Origin of the sequence: Yersinia nurmii, from assembly GCF_001112925.1 — a bacterium.
Classification (GTDB): domain Bacteria; phylum Pseudomonadota; class Gammaproteobacteria; order Enterobacterales; family Enterobacteriaceae; genus Yersinia; species Yersinia nurmii.
The window spans coordinates 1-514 of sequence record NZ_CPYD01000038.1 but is presented as its reverse complement, the minus strand read 5'-3'; the positions used below and the strand labels follow the sequence as shown (position 1 = coordinate 514).

Below are 514 nucleotides of genomic sequence, written 5' to 3'. Positions count from 1 at the left end.
TATTTGATGTGTAGTAATAAGAACCGCGCTTGGTATCGGTAATACCTCATAATTCTCAAGAATTGACACTTCATATGGGGCTAAATAAAACTCACAAATAACCCCCATCCTCATGTCTCCGTAATCAACGCAAAATGCCCTCCCTCTACCTTTAAAAAGTATGGAAAGGAATTTATTTATCTCTTTAATAGTCGCAATGCTTATGTTTGAAAATGCCTTACATAGAATGAGTGTCCTGTATGCATCATCCGACAGCCTTACTGTCTCAGTTTCCTGTACTCCGGCATAGAATGGTTCTTCATTGAATGGTGAAGGGTATGACCCGCCGTCATTGGCCTCAGAAAACCCAAAACTATTGGTATCTATTGACGCCTTAATGTATCTGGATACATTCACTACCTTTCCCCACATATCAAGACCAAACGATCCGCATGTGTTTACATTCCATACCTCATTAATAAACTCATCGGTGAATTCATCTAAATTCACTGCCTGATTAAATGTATCTATTATG

General features: G+C 38.7%; 1 protein-coding gene. It reads right to left on the bottom strand.

Annotated features, from left to right (window positions below; all coding sequences use genetic code 11):
- A partial coding sequence (locus AD970_RS18430) for a DUF2612 domain-containing protein (protein WP_049602466.1) occupies positions 1–513 on the bottom strand: 513 nt, incomplete at its 3' end.
- Position 514: the final 1 nt, after the last annotated feature.